This window comes from Streptomyces sp. NPDC102360 (assembly GCF_044766085.1).
Classification (GTDB): Bacteria; Actinomycetota; Actinomycetes; order Streptomycetales; family Streptomycetaceae; genus Streptomyces.
The window spans coordinates 1,838,117-1,857,674 of sequence record NZ_JBIWLG010000001.1 but is presented as its reverse complement, the minus strand read 5'-3'; the positions used below and the strand labels follow the sequence as shown (position 1 = coordinate 1,857,674).

General features: G+C 72.2%; 16 protein-coding genes. 14 read left to right on the top strand and 2 right to left on the bottom strand.

Annotated features, from left to right (window positions below; genetic code table 11):
• Positions 1–23: 23 nt before the first annotated feature.
• Positions 24–1,778, top strand: a complete 1,755-nt coding sequence (locus ACIRHA_RS08505; protein ID WP_403841485.1) for an ABC transporter transmembrane domain-containing protein — start codon at positions 24–26, stop codon at positions 1,776–1,778.
• A gap of 142 nt (positions 1,779–1,920) precedes the next feature.
• Entirely contained in the window at positions 1,921–3,675 is a 1,755-nt protein-coding gene (locus ACIRHA_RS08500; protein WP_403841483.1) for an ABC transporter ATP-binding protein, read from the top strand.
• Between the two features lie 29 nt (positions 3,676–3,704).
• On the opposite strand, the gene ACIRHA_RS08495 is transcribed toward ACIRHA_RS08500, so the two are convergent.
• The gene (locus ACIRHA_RS08495; protein ID WP_403841481.1) at positions 3,705–4,451 is read right to left on the bottom strand and encodes an MgtC/SapB family protein; all 747 of its coding nucleotides are present in this window, start codon (positions 4,449–4,451) and stop codon (positions 3,705–3,707) included.
• Positions 4,452–4,545: 94 nt separating this feature from the next.
• Here ACIRHA_RS08495 and ACIRHA_RS08490 point away from each other — a divergent pair, with 94 nt between their 5' ends.
• From ACIRHA_RS08490 to ACIRHA_RS08450, 9 genes are all read left to right on the top strand, one after another.
• Positions 4,546–4,794, top strand: coding sequence for a hypothetical protein (locus ACIRHA_RS08490; RefSeq protein ID WP_403841478.1), 249 nt, complete (start codon positions 4,546–4,548; stop codon positions 4,792–4,794).
• 78 nt (positions 4,795–4,872) lie between these two features.
• On the top strand, positions 4,873–6,147 hold the full coding sequence (locus tag ACIRHA_RS08485) for a cytochrome P450 (RefSeq protein WP_403841475.1): 1,275 nt from the start codon (positions 4,873–4,875) through the stop codon (positions 6,145–6,147).
• A gap of 37 nt (positions 6,148–6,184) precedes the next feature.
• A complete protein-coding gene (locus ACIRHA_RS08480; protein ID WP_403841472.1) occupies positions 6,185–6,997 on the top strand; it encodes an arylamine N-acetyltransferase in 813 nt (270 codons plus the stop codon).
• A 95-nt stretch (positions 6,998–7,092) separates the two neighbouring features.
• The gene (locus ACIRHA_RS08475) at positions 7,093–8,259 is read left to right on the top strand and encodes a substrate-binding domain-containing protein (protein ID WP_403841470.1); all 1,167 of its coding nucleotides are present in this window, start codon (positions 7,093–7,095) and stop codon (positions 8,257–8,259) included.
• Between the two features lie 103 nt (positions 8,260–8,362).
• Positions 8,363–9,706, top strand: a complete 1,344-nt coding sequence (locus tag ACIRHA_RS08470; RefSeq protein ID WP_403841467.1) for an ABC transporter substrate-binding protein — start codon at positions 8,363–8,365, stop codon at positions 9,704–9,706.
• Positions 9,707–9,735: 29 nt separating this feature from the next.
• Positions 9,736–10,719, top strand: coding sequence for a carbohydrate ABC transporter permease (locus tag ACIRHA_RS08465; protein WP_403841465.1), 984 nt, complete (start codon positions 9,736–9,738; stop codon positions 10,717–10,719).
• Positions 10,716–11,579, top strand: coding sequence for a carbohydrate ABC transporter permease (locus ACIRHA_RS08460; RefSeq protein ID WP_403841463.1), 864 nt, complete (start codon positions 10,716–10,718; stop codon positions 11,577–11,579). The genes ACIRHA_RS08465 and ACIRHA_RS08460 overlap by 4 nt, the downstream gene beginning before the upstream one ends.
• Positions 11,580–11,602: 23 nt before the next feature.
• Positions 11,603–12,583, top strand: coding sequence for a hydroxyacid dehydrogenase (locus tag ACIRHA_RS08455; protein WP_403842198.1), 981 nt, complete (start codon positions 11,603–11,605; stop codon positions 12,581–12,583).
• Positions 12,580–14,457 (top strand): DUF2264 domain-containing protein, encoded by a 1,878-nt coding sequence (locus tag ACIRHA_RS08450; protein ID WP_403841461.1) that lies wholly within the window; start codon positions 12,580–12,582, stop codon positions 14,455–14,457. The genes ACIRHA_RS08455 and ACIRHA_RS08450 overlap by 4 nt, the downstream gene beginning before the upstream one ends.
• Before the next feature lie 21 nt (positions 14,458–14,478).
• Here ACIRHA_RS08450 and ACIRHA_RS08445 read toward each other — a convergent pair whose 3' ends face one another.
• Positions 14,479–15,954 (bottom strand): MFS transporter, encoded by a 1,476-nt coding sequence (locus tag ACIRHA_RS08445; RefSeq protein ID WP_403841458.1) that lies wholly within the window; start codon positions 15,952–15,954, stop codon positions 14,479–14,481.
• 126 nt (positions 15,955–16,080) lie between these two features.
• Here ACIRHA_RS08445 and ACIRHA_RS08440 point away from each other — a divergent pair, with 126 nt between their 5' ends.
• From ACIRHA_RS08440 to ACIRHA_RS08430, 3 genes are all read left to right on the top strand, one after another.
• Positions 16,081–17,028, top strand: coding sequence for a Gfo/Idh/MocA family protein (locus ACIRHA_RS08440; RefSeq protein ID WP_403841456.1), 948 nt, complete (start codon positions 16,081–16,083; stop codon positions 17,026–17,028).
• 41 nt (positions 17,029–17,069) lie between these two features.
• Positions 17,070–18,263 carry a DUF4032 domain-containing protein gene (locus ACIRHA_RS08435; RefSeq protein WP_403841453.1) on the top strand — a complete coding sequence of 398 codons (1,194 nt, stop codon included), beginning with the start codon at positions 17,070–17,072 and terminating at the stop codon, positions 18,261–18,263.
• A 430-nt stretch (positions 18,264–18,693) separates the two neighbouring features.
• On the top strand, positions 18,694–19,515 hold the full coding sequence (locus ACIRHA_RS08430) for a helix-turn-helix transcriptional regulator (protein ID WP_403841451.1): 822 nt from the start codon (positions 18,694–18,696) through the stop codon (positions 19,513–19,515).
• The last annotated feature ends 43 nt before the right edge of the window (positions 19,516–19,558 follow it).

Below are 19,558 nucleotides of genomic sequence, written 5' to 3'. Positions count from 1 at the left end.
GACGCGCCACATAGAGTGCGTCAATGAGTGACACCACCACGGACCTGCCCGGCGAGGGGCCCTCGGTCGTCGATCCCGGTGTCCCGGAACTGCGCGGACCGGCCCGCTACTTGGGATGGCTGATCGCGCGCCAACGCGGCCGCGTCGCCGCGGGCGCGCTGTTCGGCAGCCTGTGGATGGTGGGGCTCGCACTCCCGCCCTACATCCTGTCGCGCGCCGTCGACGACGGGCTGCGGCCCGGCGACTCCCGTGCCCTGTACGGGTGGTGCGGCGCCCTCGTCGTCCTCGGCGCGGTCAACGCGTGGCTCGCGATCATGCGGCACCGCACGATGACGCGGGTGCGCCTTGACGCCACGTTCCGTACGACGCGGCTCGTCACACGGCACGCCACCGCGCTCGGGGCCGCGCTGCCGCGGCGCGTCGCGGCGGGTGAGGTCGTCACCATCGGCGTCGGCGACGTCCAGCGCATCAGCCAGACGCTGACGATCGCGGGCCCCGGCGTCGGCGCGGTCGTCGCGTACGCGGTGGTGGCCGGGCTGCTCCTGTCGATCTCGGGGCTGCTCGCGGCGGTGATCCTGCTGGGCGTGCCGCTGCTCGCCGGCGCGCTCGGGCCGCTGCTCACGCGGCTCCAGGGCACCGAGTCCGGCTACCGGGAACGGCAGGGGGTGCTGGCGTCGCGGCTCGCCGACCTCGTCGGCGGTCTCGGGGTGCTCGCCGGGCTCGGCGGAAAGGACGTGTACGCGGACCGGCTGTGGCGGGACTCGGCCGGGCTGCGCGCGGAGGGCTACCGGGTGGCGCGCGTGATCAGCTGGATCCAGGCGCTCGCCGTCGGCCTTCCCGCGGTCTTCCTCGCCGTGGTGACGTGGCTCGGTGCCCGGTTGGCGGCCCAGGGGGAGCTCTCCATCGGCGAGTTGGTGGCCGTGTACGGGTATGTGGCGATGCTGGTCGTGCCCGTCGAGGCGTTCATCGAGGGTGGCTACGACTTGGGGCGCGGGCTCGTCGCGGCGCGGCGGGTGCTGCGGTTCCTGTCCCTCGAGCCGGAGTCGGGCGAATGCCGCTCCCCCGTTCCGGGTCCGCCGGAGGGCGCGGCGCTGCACGATCCGGTGTCCGGGGTGACGGCGGCACCGGGGCGGCTCACGGCGCTGGTGTCGGCGCGGGCCGGCGAGGCCGAGGCCGTGGTCGACCGGCTGGGCCGCTTCGCACCGACGCCGGCCACCTGGGGTGATGCCGCGTTGGAGGCGGTCGACCTGGCAGAGGTGCGGCGCCGGATCCTGCTCGTGGCGCCCGATGCGGACCTGTTCGCGGGGACGGTGCGGGAGGCGGTCGCGGGCCGGGACACCCCGGACGACGGGGCAGTGACGGCCGCGCTGCACGCGGCCGCGGCGGACGATCTGCCGGACGGCGCGCTCCTTGCCCAGGGGCGCAACCTGTCGGGCGGCCAGCGTCAACGGCTCCGGCTGGCACGGGCGTTGCACGCGGAGCCCGAGATCCTCCTCGCCGTCGAACCGACATCGGCCCTCGACGCCCACACGGAGGCGCGCGCCGCGGACCGGCTACGGGCGGCGCGAAGCGGCCGCACCACGGTCGTCACGGGCACGTCCCCGCTCCTGCTCGACCGTGCGGACGAGGTGTGCTTCCTGCACGACGGGGCGGTCCGCTCCACAGGCGGCCACCGCGAACTGCTGGCCCGCGACGAGGAGTACCGGCGCCTGGTGGGTCGGGGCACGGAAGCCGTCCCGGAACCGGGTGCCGTGCCCGCGGCGGGAGCCGAGTCATGAGTGCGGTGCACGGAACACGACCCGTCGCCGGCCACAGAGCGATCCCCTGCGCGCCTCCAAAGCCCAGGCGCGCCGAGGCCGTCGGCCTGGGGCGGACGCCGATGGCCCCATCCGGCCACCTCCTCCCGGCAGGAGCCGAGTCATGAGCACTCCCCACGCCTCGCTCCCCGTCGCCGGCCGGGCCGCCGTGCGCCGCGCCGCGCTCGAACTCGTCCGTGCCGACCGGCGGGCCTTCGCCTCGACGCTGGTTCTGAACTGCCTCGCGGCGTGCGCCGGGATCGTCGGGCCCTGGCTGCTCGGCCGGATCGTCGACGATGTGCGGGGCGGCACGAGTGTGGCGCACGTCGACCGGGCGGCTCTGGTGATCCTGTGCTGCGCGGTGGCCCAACTCCTGCTCCTGCGCTGGGCGCGCCTGGTGGGGCACCGGTTCGGGGAGCGGACCGCGGCGCGGGTGCGGGACCGGTTCGTGGACCGGGCACTCGGGCTGCCCGCCTCCGTGGTCGACCGGGCGGGACCCGGCGACCTCACGAACCGGGGAACGAACGACGTGGCGGCCGTCGCGAGCGCGCTGCGCGACGCGGGTCCCGACGTGTTCGTGTCGGCCGCGCAGGTGATGTTCCTCGCGGGCGCCGTCATCGTGGTCGAGCCCGTGCTCGGCCTGGTGTCCCTGTGCTGCCTGGCGGGCATCCCGGTGGCGGTGCGCTGGTATCTGCGCCGGGCCCGCACCGCATATCTCGCCCAGGGCGAGGCGGACTCGCACCTCGCCGAGCAGCTCGCGGCGACGGCGTCGGGGGCCCGCACCGTCGAGGCCTTCCGTCTCCAGGAGCAGCGCATCCAGGCGTGCGAGCGTGGCATCCGGCACAGCTACCGCACGCGCATGCGCACCCTGTCCCTACGTAGCGTGCTGTTTCCCTCGGTCGACTTCTCGTACGCCCTGCCGGTCGCCGCCGTCCTCCTCGTCGGCGGCACCCTGCACGCGCACGGCGGCCCGAGCCTCGGTGCGATCGTCACGTGCGCCCTGTATCTGCGCCAGTTGTCGGGGCCGCTGGACGCGATCCTGTTCTGGGTGGAGCAACTGCAGAGCAGCGGCGCCTCGTTCGCCCGCGTCGAGGGCATCGGCGGTGCGGCATCACGCGCGCCCGCGCACGAGGCGGTCGGCCCGTCCGGCGACACCATCCAACTGCGCTCGGTCCACTACGCGTACGAGGGCGGCGGCGATGTCGTCCACGGGGTGGACCTGACCGTGCGGGCGGGCGAGCGGCTCGCCGTGGTCGGCCCGTCCGGGGCGGGCAAGACCACGCTGAGCAAGCTCATCGCGGCGATCGACGCGCCGCGCACCGGGACGGTCGGCGTCGGCGGCGTCCCGGTCACTGCGCTGGCGCCCGAACAGCTGCGCCGTCACATCGTCCTGGTCACGCAGGAGCACCATGTGTTCCTCGGCTCGGTCCGCGACAACCTCCGCATCGCGGCGCCCGAGGCGGACGACGCGGACCTGAGCGCGGCGCTCGCGGCGGTCGGCGCCGACTGGGCGGACGCACTCCCCCAAGGTCTGGACACCGAACTCGGCGCCGGCGGCCTGCGCCTCGAAGGTCCGCGGGCGCAGCAGCTGGCGCTGGCCCGCGTGGTGCTCGCGGACCCGCACACCGTGGTCCTCGACGAGGCGACCGCCCTGCTCGACCCGACCACGGCCCGCCACACCGAACGGGCCCTCGCGGCGGTGCTGCACGGCCGCACGGTCATCGCCGTCGCCCACCGCCTGCACACGGCGCACGACGCGGACCGGGTGGCTGTCATGGAGGACGGTCGGCTGACCGAACTCGGCCCGCACGCGGAACTGGTGGCGGCGGACGGTGCGTACGCGGCGCTGTGGCGGTCGTGGCACGGGGCGGACACGTAGGACGGCGCGCCTGCCTCCCGGAGGGAGGGCTACTCGTCCGGCGCCGCCGCCAGCGACGCCACGTCCAGCACGCCATCCAACTCCGCGAGCACGGCCACGAGTTGCGGCACGTCGGACGCACCCTCGATCTCCATGCGTACGGCCATCGTCCCGCTCCGGCCGCGGCCCGGCTCCCAGTCGGCGCTGTCGTTGCGCAGCTCGACGACCCGGAACCCGCGGCTCGTGCACTCCTCCAGGACGCGGGTGAGGACGCTGGAACCGACCCGGTAGGCGAGGTGCAGGCCCGAGCGCCGCTCCGTGGCCAGGGCCGGCACGCGCCGCGTCAGCCAGGGGTAGCCGCGGACGACCAGGAAGTGACAGGCGGTCGCGGCGAACGCGAGCAGCGGCAGACCGCCACCGCAGGCCATCCCTATGGCGCAGGTCAGCCAGACGGTCGCCGCGGTGGTCAGTCCGCGCACCGCGTCGCGCCGCACGAAGATGAGGCCGCCGCCGATGAAGCCGATGCCGGAGACGATCTGCGCGGCGACGCGGGACGGGTCGAACGACACGCTGTCCATGCCGAGCACGGAGTTGAACCCGTGCTGCGACACCTCCATGAACAGCGCGCTCCCCACGCCGACGAGGGTGTGCGTGCGCAGCCCCGCGCTCTTCTGCTGAACGGCGCGCTCCGCCCCGATCAGCGTGGAGAGCACCAGGGCGAGGCCCAACTCGGCGAGCTGGCGCAGGCCTTGCCCGGCGTCCGGGTCGAACAGGGAGAACGCGAGTGGGGACGACAAGAGCGGGACCCTCCTCTCCAACGGGTTGATCTTCCCGAGGGTAGTCCCGCGCCGGCTCGGCGGGATTGTCAGACCCATGCGCAAGAGTGGAGTCATGAACGGGACCAGGAACCACGGACAGCTGACCATGAACCCCGAGTTGGCCGCGGCGCAGGCCTGCCTGCGGCTCATGCACACGGCACGCGCGGCGCTCTCCGCATCCGAGCCACCCACCACGGCGGCGGTGCTCACCGTGCCGATCGCCGAGGCCGACGAGGCACTGAGCAGGGCGGGTCTAGCGGGCAATGAGGCGTGGCTGCTGGAGCGGATCTACGGTCTGGGCCTGGAGGCCGAGTCGCCCTAGCATCGGGCGTGATCCGCATCGGGTGTGTCGGGCGTGTTCCGGTGCATCGCCACTTCTCCGGCTTGCAAGGAGCTCGACATGACCGCTGTCTCCTCGAATGTCTCCTCGGACCAGCCGCACCGCATCGACCCGGCGGGCGGCTGTCCGCACGCGCGGAACCTGCGGCTGCGCGCCCGGGGCGCCGTCACCCCCGTGGTGCTGCCCGGGGAGGTGCCGGGGATGCTCATCCTGGGCCACGACGCGCTGCGGGAGTTCCTGGCGCACCCCGACGTCGGCAAGGACCCCCGGCACTTCACGGAGCTCGCCGAGGGCCGGATACCCGAGGGCTGGCCGCTGCGCACGTTCGCGACGGTGCGCGGCATGACCACCGTCGACGGCGCGGACCACCGGCGGCTGCGGTCCCTGGTGAGCCGGGCGTTCACGGCGCGGCGGGTCGAGGAACTGCGCCCGCGCATCGAGGAGCTGACCGGGCAACTGCTCGACGACCTCGCCGCTGCCGCCGCGGCGGGCGGCGGCACGGCCGATCTGCGCGCGCACTTCGCCATGCCGCTGCCCATGGGCGTCATCTGTGAACTGTTCGGCGTGGACGAGGAGTTCCGGGGGCGCCTGCACCATCTGTCGAGCCAGATCGTGTCGACGCACATCACGCCCGAGGCGGCCCTCGCCGCCAACCGGGAGATGGTCGGCATCCTCACGCGGATCGCCGCTGCCCGGACCGAGGCGCCGGGCGACGATCTCACCAGCGCGCTGCTCGCGGCCCGCGAGGCCGACGGCGACCGGCTCGCCGAGGAAGAGCTGATCGGCACGCTGATGCTGTTCGTCGTCGCGGGGCACGAGACGACGCTGAACCTGATCACGAACGCCGTGCGCGCGCTGTGCTCCCACCCCGAGCAACTGGCCCTCGTACGGGCCGGGGAGGCCACCTGGTCCGACGTCGTGGAGGAGACGCTGCGCTGGGACACCCCGGTCAGCTACTTCCCGTTCCGGTACCCGAAGCGGGACCTCGTCGTCGACGGCACGGTGATACCCAAGGGCACCCCGGTGCTCGCGGGCTACTCGGGCGCGGGCCGCGACCCGTCGGCCCACGGCCCGGACGCCGACCGGTTCGACGTCCGGCGCGCGGCGAAGAACCGTCACCTCTCGCTCGGTCACGGCGCCCACTACTGCGTGGGCGCCCCGCTGGCCCGCCTGGAGTCGACCATCGCCCTGGAGCGCCTGTTCGGGCGCTTCCCCGACCTCGCGCTCGCCACCCCGGAAGAGGAACTGCGCCAGCCGACCGGGTTCGTCGGCAACAGCGTGCTGGAGTTGCCCGTCGCGCCCGTGATCCGGTCACCGGCGCGGAAGAACGGGTGACCCGGGCCGTGCGTTGTGCGTCGGTGACACTGGCGTCATGGACCACCACCTCATCGACGCCTACCTGAACCGCATCCGCGCCGACCGCCCCTCGGCGCCGTCCGCGGACGCGTTGCGCACACTGCACCTGGCGCACCTGCGCGCCGTACCGTTCGAGAACCTCTCCGTGCACCTTCGCGAGGAGATCGTCCTCGACGCCGACGCGCTGGTCGCCAAGGTGGTGGACCGCGGCCGCGGGGGCTTCTGCTACGAGCTCAACGGCGCGTTCGGCGCCCTGCTCTCCGGCCTCGGTTTCGAGGTGACGCCGCTCCAGGCGCGGGTCGCGGGCAAGGACGGCCGGCTCGGCATCCCGTACGACCACATGGCGCTGCGCGTAGGAACGGCCGAGGGGACGACGTGGCTCGCGGACGTCGGATTCGGCACGCACACCCACTATCCACTGGCCTTCGACGAGCGGGGCGAACAGCCCGATCCGGGCGGGGTGTTCCGGATCGAGGACGCCGACGCGGATGCGGTCGAGGGCGCGGCGGAGGGCGACCTCCTTGTCCTGCGGGGCGTCGACTCGCAGTATCTGCTCGAGCAACGCCCGCGCGCACTGCGGGACTTCGAGGCGGGCGCCTGGTACCACCGCACCTCCCCCGCCTCCCACTTCACCCAGTCCCTTGTCTGTTCACTGCTCACCGAGGACGGCCGGATCACCCTCAGCGGTCATACGCTCACGGCCACCGTCGACGGCGAGCGCACGCTCACCGAGCTGCCCACCGACGCCTCCGTCCTCGAGGCCTACGACCAGCACTTCGGCATCGTCCTCGATCACGTACCGCCGGAGCCGAATCTCGCGGAGGGCTGACGTCCGACGCCGCCCGCTGGTTATGCTCGGCCGAAGCGTTCAGCAAAACGCTCAAACGAACAGCGGGACCAGCGGGACACGAGGGGGCCACCAGCATGCGCGAACCGGTCGATCTCAGGCGGCAGCGAATCCTCGCCGCCGTGCAGGCGCGCGGCGCGACGCGGGTCAGCGATCTGGCCACGGAGCTCGCGGTGTCGGTGGTGACGCTCCGCCGCGACGTGGAGGAACTCGCGCGCGCCGGCAAGTTGCGCCGCGGCCACGGCATCGCCCGCCCAATCCTGCCGGAGCAGGACGAGGGCCACGACCAGCGGCAGGACCAGGGCGCAAGCCGGGCGCCGGCCCCCGACCTCGGCCAGGACGGCGGCCCCGTCGCCGTCGTCGTCCCCGAACGACACGCGTATCTGTACGAGATGTTGCACGGCGCCCGCACCGCGTTCGAGGAGGCCGGGGTCCGGATCGCCCTGCACATCGCCCCCGCGGCGCCGGGCGCTGAACAGCCCCTCGTGGAGCGGGCGCTCGCGGACGGGGTCCGCGGGCTGCTCATCGCCCCGCGCTGGCGCAGCCTCGCCACCGAGGAGGCCGACTACGCCTGGCTCGCGCGGGTGGACGTACCCACGGTGGTGATGGAGCGCAGGCCGCGCAGGGGCAGCGCGCTGCATGCCGTGGACACCGTGTGCACCGACCACTGGTACGGCGTGCACCTCGCCGTCGAGCACCTCACCGGCCTCGGCCACCGCCGTATCGTGCTCGCGGCGCGCGACGACAGTCCGACGGCGCGCGCGGTGCGGGCCGCGTTCAGCGAGATCGCGGCGGCCCATCCGCAGGTCGACAAGTGGGCAGTGGCCCTCAGCTCCCCCGGGGCCGTCCCCGAGCCGGAGACGGAGGCCGCGTCCCCTCTCCACCTCCCCTCTCTGCTGGACGAGTTGGGGGCCACGGGCGCCCTGCTGCACGGCGACGTCGACGCGCTGATGCTCGTCCAGTCGCTGCGCGACGCGGGCGTGCGCGTCCCGGAGGACTGCTCCGCGATCGCGTACGACGACGTGGTCGCCGGGCTCGGCAGCACTCCCCTGACGGCCGTGTCCCCGCCGAAGGCGGAGGTCGGCCGGGCGGCGGCCGACCTACTGCTGCGGCGCCTGAGCCGGGGTGCGGGAGCCGGCGGCCCCGCACACCGGGCCGAGCTGTTGCCGACGCTGAAGGTGCGCGGTTCCACCCGTTCCGCCCCGTATCGCGAACCCCTGCCCTCAACTCCCGCCGCACACTGAGCGTTTGATCGTTTCATTTTCTTCTGATCGATCTATTGACCGCATCCCGTGAACCGATCAGGATTCCCGTGACTCGAACACGCAGGAGCCGCGGGAGGCGCCCATGCCTGGTCGACAGAGCCGTCGATCGGTGCTCGCCGCGATCACCGCGCTGCCCCTGACGGGCGCCCTTGGCGCCTGCAGCGGGAACGACAGCGCGTCGTCGGCAAGCTCTAGCTCAAGCAGGACAGGCAAGACGACCATCACCTTCTGGTCCGCCCTTCGCGGCAGCCAGGAAGTGGTGGACGAGTTCAACAAGACGCACGACCACATCCAGGTCGACTACCAGCAGGTGCCGTCCGGCACGCAGGGCGGCTATCTGAAACTGAGCAACGCGGCGCGCGCGGGCAACGCCCCTGATGTCGCCACCATCGAGTACCCCCAGCTGCCGGGCTTCGCCATCGACGGTGTCACGCGCGACATCACCGGGCTCATCAGCGACAAGCTGCGCCGCAAGCTGCTTCCGCAGGCGCTCGGCCTGACCACGTTCGAGGGGCACACCCACAGCGTGCCGCTGGACATCGAGCCGATGGTGATGCACTACCGCAAGGACCTCTTCGACAAGTACGGCTTCGACATCCCTGCCACCTGGGACGAGTTCACGGACCTGGCTCGCAAGGTGCGGCGTACGGGCGGCGGGCGCAGGCTCACGCTGTTCCCCACCGACGGGATGACGCAGTTCGCCGCCTGGTCCTGCCAGGCGGGCGCCCAGTGGTTCGACACCTCGCACGGCGCATGGAACGTCTCCATGGCGGACGCCCCGACCCGGAAGGTCGCCGCGTACTGGCAGCGCCTCATCGACGAGAAACTCGTGTACACCAACGCCTCCAGCGCCCGCATCGCCGACGCCCAGATCGGGACGGGTCTGGTGCTGACCCGGCTCAGCGGGGCCTGGGACGCGGGCGCGCAGATGAACGCGCGCCCCGAGCAGAAGGGCCAGTGGCGCATCGCGCCGCTGCCCCAGTGGACACCGGACAAGCCGTCCCTCGGCACCCATGGCGGCTCCACGTTCGCCGTCACGAAGGACAGCAAAAACCCCGAGGCCGCCATGGAGTTCATCGAGTGGCAGGTCTCGCACCCCGACGCCCTCAAGGCCCGCCTGTCCAGCGGTGCCAGCAGCCAGTACCCGACCGTGAGCGATCTGGTCCCGGTCGGCAGCAAGGCGTTCGACGAGGCCTACTACGGCGGCCAGGACATCTACCGGCTCTTCGAGGACGAGGCCCACAAGATCCGCGACGGCTGGGTGTGGGGCCCGCGCATGACCGCGACCGGCTATGTCATGCAGGACGCCTTCGCCCGCGCGGGCGCCGGCTCCGGGTCGCTGCTGTCCGCCGTGCGCGCCGCGCAGGAGGGCACGATGCCCGACCTGAAGGCGCTCGGCCTCAAGACCACCACCCGTTCCACGTGAACGCCCGCACCCCGAAAGGCAGGTGACCCATGACCGCGACAACAGCCCAGGCCCGCACGGCCCCGCCCGCCCCGCAGGAGGCGAGGGATGACGCGCGCAAGGCACAGCGGGCGGCCAAACGCCGCCGCGGCGGTGCGGCCGGCGTCCTGATGGCGCCGTTCTTCGTCCTCCTCACGCTCGTCTTCCTCATCCCGGTCGGCACCGCGGTGTGGATGAGCTTCTTCAGCGACGACCAGCCGGGCCTCGGCTTCGGCCCCGAACGCAGCGTCTTCGTGGGCCTGCGCTCGTACGCCGCCGTGATCACCGACCCGACGTTCCTGTCCGGGCTCGGCACGGTCGCGCTGTACTGCGTGATCTACATCCCGCTGATGGTGATCGGCTCGCTCACGCTGGCGCTGCTGCTCGACTCCGGTGTCGTACGGCTGCGGTCCTGGGCCCAGTTGGGCCTGTTCCTGCCGCACGCGGTGCCCGGCATCATCGCCGCCCTGATCTGGCTGTACCTCTACACGCCGGGCATCAGCCCGGTCGTGGAGGCGCTCGGGTCGGCGGACATCCAGGTCGACTTCCTCGGCCTGCACACCACGCTGCCGTCGATCGTGAACATCGCCCTGTGGTCGAACCTCGGCTACAACATGGTCATCTTCTACGCGGCCCTGCAGGCGGTCCCCCGCGAGGTCCTGGAGGCGTCCGTCGTCGACGGCGCGGGTCCTGTGCGCACCGCGCTTCAGGTGAAGACGCCGCTGGTGCGCTCCTCCGTGGTCATGGTCTCGATGTTCACGCTGATCTGGGCGCTGCAGCTGTTCACCGAGCCGATGCTGCTGCACCAGTCCTCGCAGATGGTCGACACCCGGTTCTCGCCGAGCATGTACATCTACGACGCCGCCTTCAGCCGCAACAACTACTCGCTCGCGGCCGCCGCCTCGGTGATCCTGCTGATCATCACCATCGCCGTCTCCTACGGGGTCACCCGCTGGACCAACCGCATCAACTCGGCCGAGGAGGACGCCCGATGAGCGCCACCGATTCCACCCTCCTTCGCCCCCGGACACTGGGGCGCGCGACGGTCAACGTCGTCGTCGCGATCTCCGTCCTCTACACGCTGCTTCCGGTGCTGTGGCTGGTCCTCGCGTCGGCCAAGTCCCGCGACGCGCTGTTCAGCAGCAGCATCCTGTCCTTCAGCGACTTCTCGTTCGTGCAGAACCTCAAGGATCTGTTCGCGATGGACGGCGGCCTCTACAGCCGCTGGTACGGCAACAGCCTGCTGTACGCGGTCCTGGGCGCGGCCATCGGCGCGTTGATCAGCGTCGCCGCCGGCTACGCCTTCGACAAGTACCACTTCCGGCACAAGGAGAAGCTGTTCGGCCTGGTCCTCGCGGCGGTCATGGTGCCGCAGACGGTGCTCGCGCTGCCGCTGTACCTGATCGCGTCGGCGACCGGCGTCGTGAACACCTTCTGGTCCGTGTTCATCCCGGTCCTGTTCAACCCGTTCGGCGTGTACCTCGGCCGCATCTTCGCGCAGGGCTACGTACCCAACGAGGTCCTGGAGGCCGCGCGCGTCGACGGCGCGAGCGAACTCGCGACGTACTTCAAGGTCGCGCTGCGGATGCTGGGCCCCGGCCTGGTCACCGTCTTCCTCTTCCAGCTCACCACGATCTGGAACAACTTCTTCCTGCCGATGGTCATGCTGTCCGACCAAGATCTGTATCCCGTCAGCCTCGGCCTGTTCCAATGGAACAGCCAGGCGACCGTCTCGCCCGAGTACTACCCGGTGGTGATCATGGGTTCGCTCCTCGCGGTCCTTCCTCTCGTCCTCGCGTTCGTCTTCCTCCAACGCTTCTGGAAGTCCGGCCTTACTGCGGGGTCGGTCAAGTGAGCAAGCCCCGCACGGCGTTGGCCATGTCCCCCCAGGCCGCGGCGGCCGTCTTCCCGCCGCGGTCCATGGCCGCGCTGACCGAGGTCTGCGACCTCGCTCCGCTTCCCGTGCTCGACGATCTGACGACGGCCCGTGCGAAGGAGGTGCTCGCCGACGTCGAGGTACTCGTCACCGGCTGGGGCTGCCCGCCGCTCGACGCCGACGTGCTGGCGGCGGCGCCCGCGCTCAAGGCCGTGGTGCACTCGGCCGGTTCGGTGCGCGGACACGTCACCGATGCCTGCTGGCAGCGTGGCATCGCGGTGTCCTCGGCCGCCGCGGCGAACGCGCTGCCGGTCGCCGAGTACACCCTCGCGATGATCCTGCTGCACGGCAAGCACGTCCTGGAGCGGGCCCGCGACTTCCACCGCGAGCGCGAGCGCGGCGACTGGCTGCTCACCTCACCCGAGGTGGGCAACTACCGCCGCACGGTGGGCCTCCTGTCCGCCTCGCTCATCGGCCGCCGGGTGATCGAACTGCTGCGCCCCTTCGACTTCGAGGTGCTGCTGCACGACCCGTACGTCTCCGAGGAGGACGCGAAGGAACTCGGCGTGGAACTGGTCGGGCTGCCCGAACTCTTCACGCGCAGCGACCTGTTGAGCGTCCACACGCCACTGCTGCCCGCCACGACCGGGCTGGTCAGCAGGGACCTGCTGAGTTCGATGCGGCCGGGTGCCACGCTCATCAACACCGCGCGCGGCGCCGTCGTCGACCAGAACGCCCTGACCGACGTGGTCCGCGCGGGCCGTATCCGCGCGGTCCTCGACGTCACGGACCCTGAGGTGCTGCCCGCGGACCATCCGCTGTGGGACTGCCCGAACGCGCTGATCACCCCCCATCTGGCCGGCGCCCAGGGCAGCGAGTGGCAGCGTCTCGCCGACACCGCGGTCGGCGAACTGACGCGCTGGTCCAGGGGCGACGGCTTCGCCCATCCCGTACGACGCGAAAGGCTGGCGTACCTCGCATGAACACGCTCCCGTTCGAACTCCCCTCACAAGACCGTGAGCTGAGCCCCCACACCGGCTTCACCCGTGCGCACTGGGAGGCTGTCGCCGACGGGCTGCTCGGGGCGGCCTGGCGGTGGGCGACGCCCGAGGGCGCGCTGCTCGACCTGCCGGGCCGGCCCTCGGGGTCCGGTGTCCGCTCGGACGGACTGGAGGGTTACGCCCGTACGTTCCTGGCGGCCGGCTTCCGGGTCGCGGGCGCGCAGGGCAAGGACCCGCACAGCTGGCTCGACCGGTACGCGAGCGGCCTCGCGGCGGGCACCCGCACGCCGGGCCGTGACGACGCCGAGTCGTGGCCGCTGATCCTCGACCACCACATACAGGGCCAGCCGATGGTGGAGTCCGCCTCGGTGGCGCTCGGCCTGTCGCTGACCCGGCCGTGGCTGTGGGACCGGCTCGACGGCGACGTACAGGACCGGGCGGAGAAGTGGCTGCGCGGCGCGATCACGCACACGCCCGCGCCGAACAACTGGTACCTCTTCCCGTTCATGGTGGCCTCGTTCCTGGAGTCCGTCGGCCGGTCCGACGCGGCGACGGCGCGCGCCATTCAGCGGGCGCTCGACCTGATGGAGACCTGGTACGAGGGCGACGGCTGGTACCGCGACGGCGACGGGCGGGCCTTCGACCACTACAACGGGTGGGCGCTGCACCTGTACCCGATGCTGCACGCCCATCTGCGGGGCGACTCCGCCCTGTTGGAGCGGATGGGTCCGCGACTGCGCGAGCACCTCGACGGCTTCTCGCTGCTCTTCGGCGGTGACGGGGCGCCGATCCACTTCGGGCGTTCGCTCACCTACCGGTTCGCGGCGTCGGCGGCCGTCGGCATCGGCTCCGTCACCGGGCACACGCCGCTGTCCCCGGGCGCGTCACGCCGTCTGATCAGCGGGAACCTGCGCTACTTCCTGGACCGTGGCGGCGTCACGGACGAGGGTCTGCTCAGCCTCGGCTGGCACGGCCCGCACGACGCGACGCTGCAGAACTACTCGGGCCCCGCGTCCCCTTACTGGGCGTCGAAGGGCTTCGTCTCGCTGCTGGCGGGCGAGGACGATCCGCTGTGGACGGCGCCCGAGGAGGAGGCGCCGAGCGAGGGTCCCGACCGGGTGCTCGCGCTGCCCGCGCCCGGCCTGCTGGTGCAGTCCACGCAAGGGGACGGGATCGTGCGGCTGCACAACCACGGCAGCGACCACGTCCGCCCGTTCGAGGGCGAGGACGCGGCCGCCGTCGACGTGCTCTACAGCCGCCAGGCCTACTCCACGCACACCGGGCCCACGTCCGCGGCCAATCCGGCGGACAACCATCTGTCGGTGGAGTACGGCGGCATCGCGAGCACGCGGCGCCGCATCCATCCGCTCGGTGCCGGCCAGGGCGACGGCTGGGGCTGGGCGGCGTCCTGGCACCGGCCGGTGTTCACGTCGGGTCCCCCGATGGTGCCGGGCCTTCGCGTCGAGAGCGTGACCGTGGCACGCGGCGCCCACGAGCTGCGGGTGCACCGGGTCGTCGGCGCTCCGCACGGCGCGCGGGTGACGCTCACCGGCTGGGCAACGGATGCGCTGCACTCGGAACTGGTCGGCCTGCACGGCTGGGACGGGCGCGACGATGTACGCGCGCCGCAGGGCACGGCGTACGAGCCGTGGGTACGGGTGCCGCGCCTCGCGGCGGACGTGGAGGGGACCACGGTGTTGGCGGCGCTGGCCTCGCTCGGCGCGGAGCCGCCGCACACCCCCCTCGCGGACGCCGTGTCCGATGTGGCCTTCCTGGACGGGGAGTTGACGGTTCGCTGGGCCGACGGCGCGCGCACTGTCGTCGGGTTCGAGCCGCCGCACGTTCAGCACGGCTGAGAGACATCGGCGGTCGTCTCCTTACGCCCTCTTCGCAGTGGGAACCGGTGCCGCGGCGCCCGTGACGGCGCGGCCCGCCGGGCCGTCGGAGGGGACGGCCAGGGCGACCGCCGCCGCCACCAGGGCGACCGCGCCCGCCATGACGAAGGCCAGCTGATAGCCGTGCAGGGACGGGACTTCGGCGCCGCCGACCCGCGTCGTGTGATGCACGAGCACGGCGGCGACGGCGGCGCTGGAGACGGCCTGCCCGATGGTGCGCATGAGGACGTTGACGCCGTTCGCTGAGGCCGTCGCGTCGGCCGGGACGGCGCGCAGGATCAGCGTGGGCAGCGCCGAGTACGCGAGGGTGGTGCCGGTCGAGACGACGGCGGCGCCGACGAGGATCACCCACAGGTCGGTGCTGTCGACGACGCGGACCGCGTAGCCGAGGGCGAGCACCGCGCCACCGATGGCGAGCGTGATCCTGGGGCCCCGCACGGCGGAGATTCGGGCCGAGACCGGCGAGAACAGCAGCATGATGATGCCGCTGGGCAGCATGCACAGGCCGGTCGCGACGATGGAGAGGCCGAGCCCGTAGCCGGTGGCGACGGGGGCCTGCACGAGCTGCGCCGTGACGAGCGAGTTGGCGTAGAAGGCGAAGCCGGTGAACAGCGCCGCGAGGTGCGGAAGCCCGACCCGGCGACCGACGGCCAGACGCAGGTCCACCAGGGGCCGCGCCGTGCGCAGTTGCTGCCACGCCCACAGGCCGAGGATCACGACGGCGCCCGCGAACAGGCCGAGGACGACGGGGCTCCCCCACCCCCACTGGCCGCCCTGCGAGACACCGAGCAGCAGGCAGACGAGGCCCGCCGCGAGTCCCAGCGTGCCGAGCGCGTCGAAGCGGCCCGGGGAGCGGACCGGCGACTCGCGCACCGCCCACCAGGCCAGACCGAGGCCGAGCGCGCCGAGGGCGCTGGTCGCCCAGAACATGACGTGCCAGTTGGCGTACTGGACGATGAGCGCGGCCAGCGGCAGGCCGAGGCCCGCGCCGATCCCGACCGTCGAACTCATCAGGGCGACGGCGGATCCGGTGCGGTGCGGGGGGAGTTCGTCGCGCAGGATGCTGATGGACAGCGGTACGACGGCGGCCGCGGCGCCCTGGAGCGCGCGGGCGGCGATGAGCAGGCGGATGTCGGAGGTGAGCGCGCACAGCACCGAGCCGGCGGTCATCAGGGCGAGCGCGCCCAGCAGCACGCGCCGCTTGCCGTACATGTCGCCGGCCCGGCCGAGCACCGGGGTGAGGACGGCCCCGGCGAGCAGGGTCGCGGTCACCATCCAGGACACGGCGCCGGGCGAGGCGCCGGTCAGCCGCGGCAGATCGGGCAGCAGCGGGACGACGACGGTCTGCATGACCGCCATGAGGATGCCGCCGAAGGCGAGCACGGGCACGGCGAACCGCTCGCGCGGGCGTGCACGCCCGGGTGTCGGGGGTGTCGCCGATATCGGGTCACGATCCATGAGTCTCCGGTTCACCAGTTAGGTGCAGTATTCACCGAACTCCACGTCCTGTCTTCACCCAGTGGCCCGGCCGGCCGGGCCACGCCCCCTGTGCCCGCGGTACCCAACGGGCCGATACTGCTGGCCATGACCTCTTCCACCCCGCTCACCGATTCCCGCCCCGCCCGCTTCGGCCTCGTCGGCACCGGCTCCTGGGCCGGGCGGACGTACGCTCCCACGCTCGACGCGCACAAGGCCGTCGACCTCGTCGGGATCTGGGGGCGCAGACCACAGGCGGCGGCCGAGCTCGCGGCGGGGCACGGCACGACGGCGTACGACGATGTGGACGCCCTGTTCGCGGCGAGCGACGTCGTGGCGTTCGCGGTACCGCCGGATGTGCAGGCCCCGCTCGCCGCGCGGGCCGCCGCGGCGGGCTGCCATCTGCTCCTCGACAAGCCTTTGGCCACCCGTCCCGACGCGGCCCGCGCCGTCGTGGAGGCGGCCGATGCCGCGGGCGTCGCGTCGACCGTCTTCTGCACGCTGCGGCATGCGCCGGTCACCGCGGCGTGGATCGCCGAACAGGCCGGAACGGACGGCTGGTTCACGGGCCGCGCCGACTGGAACGCCGCGCTGTACACACCCGGCGACGACGCGCACGTGCGGGCCACGACACCCTGGCGGGCCGAAAAGGGCGCCCTGTGGGACGTCGGTCCGCACGCCCTCTCCGTACTGCTGCCGATCCTGGGCGATCTGCGGACGGTGGCGGCGCACGGCGGCCCCGGCGACACGGTACATCTCGTGCTCCAACACGCGGGCGGCGTCTCCAGCACGTCGACGCTCAGCCTGACCACGCCTCGGGCGGCGGCCGGCACCACGGTCGAACTGCGCGGCACGCAGGGCGTGTCGGCGATGCCGACGGGCACCGGCACGGCCCAGGAGGCGCTGTCCGCCGCCGTCGACGCGCTCCTGGAAGCGGCGCGCGGCGGCACCGCGCACCCGTGCGACGCCCGGTTCGGCCTGCGGCTCACGGAGGCCCTCGCGGCGGCCGAGCGCTCCCTGGCCTCGGGCCGCGCCGAACCGGTCCCCGGTCAGTAGGCCGACGAGGCGCGGTCCTGGCCCCCTTTACCCTGGTGGTCATGCCGCTCGAGATCAGCGCCACCAACCCCGAGCACCCGGTGCTTCTGCTCGCCCTGCCCTGGCACATTCCGCTGGAGGAGTGGCCGGAGGAGTACCTGGTGCCGCTTCCCCGCGGCATCTCGCGGCACGTGGTGCGCTACGCGCGCGCCGGGGACGAGGTCGTCGCCGTGAAGGAGCTGGCCGAGCGCCCGGCCCTGCGCGAGTACGAACTGCTGCGCACGCTCGACCGGTTGGGGATCCCAGCGGTGGATCCGCTCGCCGTGGTCACGGGCCGCGAGCAGCCCGACGGGACTCCCCTGGAGCCCGTGCTCATCACGCGCCACCTGGGCGGTTCGCTGCCGTACCGCTCGATGTTCGAGACGACGCTGCGGCCGACGACCGTGCACCGGCTGATGGACGCGCTCGCCGTACTCCTGGTGCGCCTGCACCTCACCGGCTTCGCCTGGGGCGACTGTTCACTGTCCAACACCCTCTTCCGCCGGGACGCGGGCGCGTACGCCGCCTACCTGGTGGACGCCGAGACCGGCGAGCTGCACCCGCGGTTGAGCGACGGGCAGCGGGAGTACGACATCGATCTGGCGCGGGTGAACATCGCGGGCGAGATGCTCGACCTGGAGGCGTCGGGCGCGCTGCACCCGTCGATCGATCCGATCGAGTTCGGCACCGAGATCGTGCAGCGGTACACGAACCTGTGGACCGAGCTGACCCGTACGTCGGTGTACCCGGCCGGTAAGCACCACTACATGGACCGCCGCATCCGCCGCCTCAACGATCTGGGCTTCGACGTGGCCGAGATGCAGATCTCCCGATCGCCGCACGGCGACACCGTCACGTTCGTCCCGAAGGTCGTCGACGCGGGCCACCACCAGCGTCAACTCCTGCGCCTGACCGGCATGGACGCCGAGGAGAACCAGGCGCGCCGGCTCCTCGCCGACCTGGAGAGCTGGATGGCGACGCAGGAGGACGCGGCCGACGCCCGCCCCGAAGTCCTCGCCCACCGCTGGGTGCGTGACGTGTTCCGTCCCACGGTCCGTGCCGTCCGCGACCGGGTGTCCACGCCGATGGATCCGGCCGAGCTGTACCACCAACTCCTGGAGCACCGCTGGTACTTGTCCGAGCGCGCCCAGCACGACATCGGCCTCGACGCGGCGGCCGACGACTACGTACAGAGTGTGCACAAGGCCGGCCGGTGACGCGGCCAGGGACCGGGCGCGGTCGGTGCCGTGGCCGCTACGTGATGGCGAGTGACGGCACCGACCGCAGCCAGTGACCTCCACCGGCCGCCCGGACGAGTGTGGGCGTTCGCGTCTCGCAACGCATTTTCCGGCCACATGGAACGCCATTGGTGGCCCGGCCCCACTCGCACTTGCGTGAACGGTCGCAGAGGCTTGTGGGTTACCCGCAGCGGGAAATTTCAGCCATTTTCGAGTGGCCCGGCACAGGTGCCGCAACGCCGCGCCCACATGTGCGCGAACGAGGAAACCAGCAGGTGGAGAACCCAACTCCCGCCATCATGCCCTGTCGTCTGATCGTTTTCTTCGGGCAATGTTTATTACCAAAGACCTTGGGACTATTTAGACTGCTGACGCTCAACTCGGCGTGAACAACGAGGGATTACCCACCATGAACAAGACGGCGCTTCGGGCCCTGCTCCGTGAACGGCGCGCCCTCATAGCCCCCGAATCCCACGGCTTCAGCAGGCCGACGGGGCAAGGGCGCCGCGCCCCCGGACTCTCCCAGCACCAGGTCGACCAGTTGCTGCACCGCACGCTCGGCACGTACCACCGGCTGGAGTCGGGGACGTATCCGAACGCCCCGTCGGAACTGCTGCGTGACGTGGCACGGCTGTTCGGGCTCAACGAGCAGGAGTGGGTACTGCTGTGCCGCTACGCACTGCTGCAGGACCCGCCGGGACCGCTGTATCCGACGTCGGGCAAGGAGATCCCCGGCGTGTGGCAGGAAGCGGTCGACGGCATGGACCACATCGCGTACGTCTCGGACGCGTCCTGGGATCTACTGGCGTGCAACCGGGCGTTCACGGAGCTGTTCCCCGACCACCGGCCCCCGACGAACACCATGCGCTGGATGCTGCTTGACCAGCACGCCCGCCACATGCTGGTGGACTGGCAGAACGCGTGGGCGCCACTGCTCCTGCCGCAGCTGCGCGCCGCCCTCGCCGCGCGCCCCGACGACGACACGCTCGCCCAGATCGAGAAGGAGGTACTGGCCGACCCGGACGCCGCCCCGATCTATGAGTCGGGCGGCTCAGCCATGCATCCCGACGGCGACGAACGACCGTTGCTGCACGCGCGCCTGGGGCCCGGCTGGGCGACGATGTGCGCGGCCCAGCCGCTCACCACGCCGGGTGCGCGGCTGATGATCCTGGTCTTTCACCCGGGCGTGCACCGTGCGCACCCCAGGAACCCCGCTCTGCGCGCAGGCTGATTTCCGCCCCTCACGTCACATCCACCCGTGGCAGACGCGTCGG

Bases quoted from the DNA above. Each gene is read 5' to 3' on its own strand.
- ACIRHA_RS08465 (WP_403841465.1), top strand. From the start codon at position 9,736: ATGACCGCGACAACAGCCCAGGCCCGCACGGCCCCGCCCGCCCCGCAG.
- ACIRHA_RS08480 (WP_403841472.1), top strand. From the start codon at position 6,185: ATGGACCACCACCTCATCGACGCCTACCTGAACCGCATCCGCGCCGAC.
- ACIRHA_RS08445 (WP_403841458.1), bottom strand. From the start codon at position 15,954: ATGGATCGTGACCCGATATCGGCGACACCCCCGACACCCGGGCGTGCA.
- ACIRHA_RS08440 (WP_403841456.1), top strand. From the start codon at position 16,081: ATGACCTCTTCCACCCCGCTCACCGATTCCCGCCCCGCCCGCTTCGGC.
- ACIRHA_RS08455 (WP_403842198.1), top strand. From the start codon at position 11,603: ATGTCCCCCCAGGCCGCGGCGGCCGTCTTCCCGCCGCGGTCCATGGCC.
- ACIRHA_RS08475 (WP_403841470.1), top strand. From the start codon at position 7,093: ATGCGCGAACCGGTCGATCTCAGGCGGCAGCGAATCCTCGCCGCCGTG.
- ACIRHA_RS08485 (WP_403841475.1), top strand. From the start codon at position 4,873: ATGACCGCTGTCTCCTCGAATGTCTCCTCGGACCAGCCGCACCGCATC.
- ACIRHA_RS08490 (WP_403841478.1), top strand. From the start codon at position 4,546: ATGAACGGGACCAGGAACCACGGACAGCTGACCATGAACCCCGAGTTG.
- ACIRHA_RS08430 (WP_403841451.1), top strand. From the start codon at position 18,694: ATGAACAAGACGGCGCTTCGGGCCCTGCTCCGTGAACGGCGCGCCCTC.
- ACIRHA_RS08460 (WP_403841463.1), top strand. From the start codon at position 10,716: ATGAGCGCCACCGATTCCACCCTCCTTCGCCCCCGGACACTGGGGCGC.
- ACIRHA_RS08500 (WP_403841483.1), top strand. From the start codon at position 1,921: ATGAGCACTCCCCACGCCTCGCTCCCCGTCGCCGGCCGGGCCGCCGTG.
- ACIRHA_RS08435 (WP_403841453.1), top strand. From the start codon at position 17,070: ATGCCGCTCGAGATCAGCGCCACCAACCCCGAGCACCCGGTGCTTCTG.
- ACIRHA_RS08505 (WP_403841485.1), top strand. From the start codon at position 24: ATGAGTGACACCACCACGGACCTGCCCGGCGAGGGGCCCTCGGTCGTC.
- ACIRHA_RS08450 (WP_403841461.1), top strand. From the start codon at position 12,580: ATGAACACGCTCCCGTTCGAACTCCCCTCACAAGACCGTGAGCTGAGC.
- ACIRHA_RS08470 (WP_403841467.1), top strand. From the start codon at position 8,363: ATGCCTGGTCGACAGAGCCGTCGATCGGTGCTCGCCGCGATCACCGCG.